The organism is Actinoplanes hulinensis (genome assembly GCF_019429605.1).
GTDB lineage: Bacteria > Actinomycetota > Actinomycetes > Mycobacteriales > Micromonosporaceae > Actinoplanes > Actinoplanes campanulatus.
Window position 1 is genome coordinate 85,199 of record NZ_JAHXZI010000031.1, and the last position, 4,795, is coordinate 89,993.

At 69.5% G+C, this 4,795-nt stretch carries 4 protein-coding genes; 2 read left to right on the forward strand and 2 right to left on the reverse strand.

What is annotated here, in order from left to right; all coding sequences use genetic code 11:
• Positions 1-60: 60 nt before the first annotated feature.
• Positions 61-942: a GlxA family transcriptional regulator gene (locus tag KZ829_RS39420; protein WP_220148937.1), complete on the reverse strand. Its 882-nt coding sequence runs from the start codon at positions 940-942 to the stop codon at positions 61-63.
• A 7-nt stretch (positions 943-949) separates the two neighbouring features.
• Entirely contained in the window at positions 950-1,534 is a 585-nt protein-coding gene (locus KZ829_RS39425; RefSeq protein ID WP_220148938.1) for an isochorismatase family protein, read from the reverse strand.
• A 306-nt stretch (positions 1,535-1,840) separates the two neighbouring features.
• On the opposite strand from KZ829_RS39425, the gene KZ829_RS39430 reads away from it, so the two are divergent.
• Both KZ829_RS39430 and KZ829_RS39435 read left to right on the forward strand, forming a co-directional pair.
• Positions 1,841-3,145, forward strand: coding sequence for an IS256 family transposase (locus KZ829_RS39430; RefSeq protein ID WP_246637017.1), 1,305 nt, complete (start codon positions 1,841-1,843; stop codon positions 3,143-3,145).
• Positions 3,146-3,256: 111 nt separating this feature from the next.
• Positions 3,257-4,765, forward strand: coding sequence for an ISL3 family transposase (locus tag KZ829_RS39435; RefSeq protein WP_443611891.1), 1,509 nt, complete (start codon positions 3,257-3,259; stop codon positions 4,763-4,765).
• Positions 4,766-4,795: the final 30 nt, after the last annotated feature.

Consider the following 4,795-nt stretch of genomic DNA (forward strand, 5'->3'; position numbering starts at 1 on the left):
GTGCGGGGAGTCTTAGGTGTGGGGAGTCCTAGGTGCGGGGAGTCTTAGGTGTGGGGAGTCCTAGGAGCGGGCGCGTAGGCGGCGCAGCATGCGGGCGTCGGCGAAGCCGACGGCGCGGGCCGCGGACTCGGCCGTCGCGCCGTGGCCGATCAGGTACTCGGCTCGCTCCACGCGGAGCAGTTGCTGGTAGCGGAGCGGTGTCCGCCCGGTCGCCGAGGTGAACAGGCGGGTCAGGGTGCGTTCGCTGACTCCCGCGCCGGCGGCCAGGTCGGCCAGGGGCAACGGCGCGGCGAATTCGGCGTCGATGCGGTCCTGGACCCGGTGGACCACGTCGCTCAGGTGGGCCCGGTGGCGCAGCATCGCGCTGTGCTGACGTTCGTCGCCGTTACGGCGGCCGTACACCACCATCTCGCGGGCGACCCGGGCCGCGACCGCCGGGCCGTGGCGCTGGGCGACCAGGTGCAGGGCCAGGTCGATGCCGCTGGCGATGCCGGCCGAGGTGACCACCCGGTCGTCGCAGACGTACAGGACGTCGCGCACCACGGTGGCCGCCGGATAGCGGCGGGTCAGCCGGTCCTGGAGGTCGTGGTGGGTGGTGCAGCGGCGGCCGTCGAGCAGTCCGGCCCGGCCGAGCGCGTCGGCGCCGGCACAGACGCTGGCCACCGTACCGCCGCGGGCGTGGTGTTCGGCGATCCGGGACAGCGTCGGGGCGGCGAAGTACCCGTGACCGTCGCGCCAGCCGGGCACCAGCAGGAGATCATCGGCGGTCAGGCCGGGCCAGGTGAGGTCGGCGCCGAGCGGCACACCCTGCCAGGTCGGCACGGGCGTCTCCTCGGCCACGTAGCGGAGCCGGTAGCCCGGCGCGGTGGAGAACACCTGCGCCGGGCCGGCCAGGTCGAGCAGGTGCACCTGCGGGGTCAGGACGAACAGCACCGTGCTCACGATCCGGTCACTCCCCGATGATCTCCGCGACGGTCCGGACGGTGGCGAAACGGCCGGCAAGCGCGTACTCGGTGCGGGTCACCACGTCCTCGGCGGACAGCGTACGCGGGTCGGCCAGCAGTTCCTCGACAGTCTGCTCGGCGGGGGCGTCGCGGTGCGGGATCGGGAAGGTGGCGGTGGCGTCGATCGCGAACGTCACCTCGTACCCGAGATCGGAGGCGACCCGCGCGGTGGTCTCCACGCACTGTTCGGTGCGCAGCCCGCAGACCGTGACCGAGCGGACCCCGGCCACGGTGAGCAGGTGTTGCAGGTTCGTCGTGGTGAACGCGTTGTGCACGGTCTTGGTGAGCACCGGCTCATCGGCGGCGGGCGTGAGGTCGTCGACGACCCGCACGTAGCCGCTCTCCGGATCGAAGACGCCGCCCGTTCCCGGTTCGGCGTGGATCACCCAGATCACCCGGTCGCCGGCGGCCCGGGCGGCGTCCACGAGCTGCCCGGCCTTCTTCACCACATCGGGGTTGCTCACCGTCGCCCACAGCGGCCGGGCACGGAACGATTCCTGAACGTCGATCACGACGAGCGCGTTGGTCATACCCCCATCCAACGCCGCCGGCACGCCGCGCGGCAGACACCATCTCGCCCCAGCCCGGAACGATCCGGTCAACAACAAAGCGACGGTACGGTCCCGGGGAGAAACACCGGCGGCGAAGACCCGGACCGTCGTCCGCCCCCCGGACCGTCGTCCGCCCCCGGACCTTCCCGTCAGAAGCCCTCAAGGCAACCAACGACGAGCCACCGCGCTCCCGCGCTCCCGCGCTCCCGCGCTCCCGCGCGCACTTGCGCCCTCGCGCCGGGACTGTACGAATAACGGTGTAACTCCTGATCAAGGAGACACCTGATGACCGTGACGATCGATGCCGCCGTGGATACTTCGGCGGTGGCCAAGAAGAAGGACACGGCGACGACGCCGGAAGGCGTGGATGCCGAGCTGGTCGGCCGGCTGGTCGAGCAGGCCCGGGCGGCGGGCCTGCAGCTGACCGGCGAAGGCGGCCTGTTGCAGCACCTGACCAAGCGCGTGATCGAAGCTGCTCTCGACGGTGAGATCACCGACCACCTCGGCTATGAGAAACACGATCCGGCCGGCAAGGACGGCGGGAACTCCCGTAACGGGGCCCGGGCCAAGACCGTGCTCACCGATGTCGGCCCGGTCGAGATCGTGGTGCCGCGTGACCGGGATGGCTCGTTCGAACCGCAGATCGTCAAGAAGCGGCAACGTCGGCTGACCGGTGTCGAGGACATGGTCCTGTCGCTGTCGGCCAAGGGCCTGACGACTGGGGAGATCAGCGCTCACCTGGCCGAGGTGTATGGCGCCGAGGTGTCGCGGCAGACGATCTCCACGATCACCGACAAGGTCATGGACGGCATGGCCGAGTGGCAGAACCGGCCTCTCGACCGGGTGTATCCGGTCGTGTTCCTGGACGCGATCAACGTCAAGATCCGCGACGGGAAGGTCGCCAACCGGCCCATCTACGTGGCGTTGGCCGTCACCGCCGAGGGCACCCGCGACATCCTCGGGCTGTGGGCCGGCGACGGCGGCGAAGGCGCCAAGTTCTGGCTCAGCGTGTGCACCGAGCTGAAGAACCGCGGTGCCGAGGACGTGCTGATGGCCGTCTGCGACGGCCTCACCGGCCTGCCTGACGCCATCAACACCGTCTGGCCCCGGACCGTGGTCCAAACCTGCGTCGTTCACCTGCTGCGCAACTCGTTCAAATACGCGTCCCGCCAGCACTGGGACGCCATCGCGAAGGCGTTGAAGCCGGTCTACACCGCACCCACCGAGGCCGCCGCTGAGCAGCGGTTCCTCGAGTTCGCCGAGGTCTGGGGCGAGAAGTATCCGGCGATCGTCAGGCTGTGGGAGAACGCCTGGGCCGAGTTCGTCCCGTTCCTGGCCTTCGACACCGAGATCCGCAAGGTCGTCTGCTCGACCAATGCGATCGAGAGCGTGAACGCCCGCATCCGCCGGGCCGTCCGGGCCCGCGGGCACTTCCCGAACGAGCAAGCCGCCCTCAAATGCGTCTACCTCGCCGTGATGGCCCTCGACCCGACCGGCACCGGCCGCCGCCGCTGGATCACCCGCTGGAAACCCGCCCTCAACGCCTTCGACCTGGCCTTCGACGGCCGCCTCACCGCAGGACGCAACTAACCATCACAACATCGAGTTACACCGTTATCTTGGCTCTGGCGCAGAAACGGTGGTCGGGCGACCCTCGTCCTATGTGGTCACCGAGGTGAGTGATCATGATGCCCGTGCGATGTGATCGAGACCGTCTTCCCGCAGTTGTCTTCGCTGGTCATTGAGCAGGTCATCGATCTGGGAGCGACAGTGGGTGTCGTTGCTCGAACGCCGGCTGCGGCTGCGGCCTGCCCGGACTGCGGGCAGCTCAGCGACCGGGTGCACGCCTATCACCAGCGACGCCTGGCTGATCTACCGGTCGGTGGTCGTGCCGTTGTGGTGCACCTGCGCGTCCGGCGCATGGTCTGTGCAGCGCTGTCCTGCTCGCGGCGGACCTTTCGTGAACAGGTGCCCGCGGTGACCCAGCCCTGGGCGCGGCGGACTCGGCAGTTGACCGCTCTGGTCGCTGACCTGGCCGTTGTCACCGCAGGCCGGGCCGGCGCGGCCGTGCTGGCCCGGGTCGGCGCCCAGGTCTCGCGTAGCACGGTGCTGCGGGTGCTGATGGCCCAGCCGATCCCTGATCGTGCGGTGCCAGCCGTGCTGAGCGTGGATGACTTCGCACTGCGCCGGGGCCGCCGGTATGCGACGTTGCTGATCGACGCGGTCACCCATCGCCGTGTCGATGTGCTGCCCGACCGCAAAGCGGACACCCTCGCCAGGTGGCTGCGCGACCATCTTGGCGTGCAGGTCGTGTGCCGTGACGGCTCGGCGGCCTATGCCGAGGCGATCCGCACCGGGGCTCCCCAGGCAGTGCAGGTCAGTGACCGCTGGCATCTGTGGGCGAACCTGGCCAAGGCCGTCGAGAAAACCGCGATCGCCCACTCCGGCTGCTGGCGTGACGGACCCGTCCGCCCAGACCAGCCCCTGGACGAACGCACCCGCGACCGCCACCGGGCCGTGCACACGCTCCTCGATCAAGGCTACGGCCTGCTGGAATGCGCCCGCCGTCTCGGCTGGGCGCTAAACACCGTGAAGCGTTACGCCCGCGCGACCTCAGCGGAGGAACTGAACCGCCCACCGCGCTACCGCGAGACCTTGGTCGACCCGTTCCGAGATCATCTGCGGCGGCGCCGCGCCGAGGAACCCGGTGTGGCAGTGACCAAGCTACTGGCCGAGATCCGCGAGCTCGGCTACACCGGCAGCGCCAACCTACTGGTCCGCTACCTCAACCAGGGCCGCGCGGACGCGCTCCGCACACCGCCTTCGCCACGCAGACTGGTCTCGTGGCTCATGAGCAGACACGCCGACCTACCCACTGCGCATCAGCAACAACTGGCCGATCTCCTCGCGTCCTGCGCACATCTGAGCGTGCTTGCCGAGCGCGTGCAGCAGTTCGCCGACCTGCTCACCGGCCGCCGCGGCGAAGACCTCGATGCCTGGATGACCTGCGCCGACGCCGACGACCTGCCCGCCCTGCACGGATTCGTCCATGGCCTGCGCAGAGACTTACCCGCCGTCGTGGCAGGCCTGACCCTGCCCTACAGCAACGGCCCGATCGAGGGCGCCAACACCAAGGTCAAGTTCCTGAAACGGCAGATGTACGGCCGTGCCGGTTTCGACCTGCTACGGCACCGAATCCTGCTCGCATAGGCCGACCACCGTTTCTGCGCCAGAGCCGTT